At 73.4% G+C, this 2,284-nt stretch carries 1 protein-coding gene; it reads right to left on the minus strand.

Annotated features, from left to right (window positions below):
- Positions 1-2,284: KR domain-containing protein (locus DPV74_RS40940; RefSeq protein WP_119339258.1), on the minus strand; the 2,284-nt coding region annotated here is incomplete at both ends.

Raw genomic sequence — 2,284 nt, forward strand, 5'->3', positions numbered from 1 at the left:
CGCATCGGCGTCGGCGGCCCTGACCTGCGCGATGCCGCCGCGCCAGTCCGCGTCGGGCAGCAGGTCGCCGCGCCAGATCGCGCACGTGGCCGGCCGGACCGCATCGTCCTGCCCGTCGTGCGGCAGCGGCACGGTCGCACCCGCGGGCGGATGACTGCGGTACACGAACGTCGCATCGAGCAGCACGCGGCCGGCGAGCGACGCGCACCGCACCGTCACGTGCCAGCCGTCGCCGGCCGTGCGGCCGGTCACGTCGGTGTCGAGCGCGAGATCGCCGTGGGCATCGAGCGCGTCGGCGAGCGCATCGAGCGCGATCGTCACGTCGACGGCTTCATGCAGGTAGGCGCGCTCGCCATCGGGCGGCGCCACCCAGTCGGCCACGACGCGCGCGTGCTCGAGCAGCAGCGACACGGGCACCGCCGCGCGGCCGCTGAAGCGGAATGCGCGCGTATAGGGCGCGTTGGCCGCACGATAGCGCGTCGAGAAAAACGCGAACGGTCGGAATCGCCGCGGCTCGCCCGCGTGGTGCCGGCGTGTCGCGAGTTCGCCGAGATTCGGCAAGCCGTCGACCGCATCGAAGCCGCGCAGCTGGATCGGCGTCAGCGCACGGCCGACGGCGCCCATGTACATCGGTTCGCCGCCGCCGGACGCCGCGGGCGTGGCCGGCTGCGCGAGTTCCGCAAGCCAGTGCCTGACGCCGTCGGCGATGCGCATCGGCGTCACATAACGCCGCGTGACGGCGAGGTTCGTGATCATGCCGACGCCGTCCCACGTCGGCCACACGAGCGTCTTCACGTTGCGCCCGGGCGCATCGCGGCGCGCCCACCAGCCGAGCCGCGCGAGCGCCTCGTTCGCGGCCGCGTAGTCGGTCTCGCCCGTCATGCCGCCCCAGCGGCCGGTCAGCGAGCCGACGTTGACGAAGCAGTCGACACGCGGCCGCTCGCGCACCGCCGCGTACAGATTCATGAAGCCGAGCACCTTCACGCGCGCGGTGCCGACGAATTCGTCCGCGGACTTGCGCGGCAACCGCACCGGCTGGTCGATGCCGGCGTTATGGATCACGCCGCGCAACCGCGCGCCGAATGCGTCGCACAGCGCGCGCACGGCGTTCGCATCGGTCACGTCGCAGACCCGGTAGCGCACCGGCAGGCCGAGCGCGGCCGCGGCGTCGAGCGACGCCTTCAGCTCGCGGCGCCGTTCGAGTTGCTGCAGCGTGTGCCGGATCGCCTTGGGCGGCCGCTCCGGCGTCGCCTGGCGCAGCAGGTCGAGCCCGTAGCGTCTGAAGCCCGCATCGTCGAGCGCGAGCCACGGCTCGTCGCCGGCCGGCGGCGCGTCGCGCCCGGTGACGATCACCGTGCAGCGATACCGCTTCGCGATCTCGCAGGCGGCCAGGAACCCGATGCCGCGTGCGCCGCCCGAGAACAGCACGACGTCGTCGGGCCCCCAGTCGGGCGCCGCTTGTGCCGGCAGGTCGTCGCGGGTCGCGACGAGCGTGTGGCGGCGCCCGCCGCGATGGCCGACCTCGAAGCGCCCCCAGCGATACAGCTCGCGTGCGATCAACCCGTCGACGCGACCGGTTTCGTCCGGCGCGATGTCGAGCACGCGCACGTTGCAGTTCGGCAGTTCCTGCGGCAGCGTCTTCGCGAGCCCCGCCCACAATCCGCCGAGCGGCTGCACGAGCGCATCGTCGCCGTATCCCATCAGCCCGTCCTGCCAGGTGAGCGCAAGATAGAACAGCCGCGACGTCGCTTCCTCCTGCACCCAGTCGCCGTAGCACGCCTGCAGCAACGCGACCGTGCGGCGCAGCGGCGCTTCCCACTGATCGCGCACGTCGAGCGAAAACGGCGCCTCGACGCCGAGATCGACGATCCCGTCGAACGGGCCCGACTGTGCAACGAACGCGCTCGCGGCCGCCGCCGGATCGACGCCGTCGGCCGGGGCGAACACCGCCGGCTTCGCGCAGGCGCGCGCAAGCGCCGCCACCACGCGCTCGACCGTGCGGCCGAGGCCGTTGACGATCGCGATCCGCTTGCCGCTCAGTTCGGCCGCCGGCCGTTCCGGCAGCGGTTCGATCTCGACCGGCCGCCACGTGAAGCGGTGGGTCGGTGCGTCGTCCATGTCGACGCCGGCGTCACGCCGTGCTTCGGATGCCGTCGCGTCGCGTTGCAGAAACGCCAGCACGTCGGGCGCCAGCGTCGGCCCGACGGCAGGCCCGGGCGTGGCCGACGTCGCCACGCTTGCCGCCCGCTCGCCGCCGGCCGTCGCTGCCGTCGCACCCGTGAAC

Origin of the sequence: Burkholderia sp. HAN2018 (assembly GCF_024704855.1) — a bacterium.
GTDB classification, from domain to species: domain Bacteria; phylum Pseudomonadota; class Gammaproteobacteria; order Burkholderiales; family Burkholderiaceae; genus Burkholderia; species Burkholderia cepacia.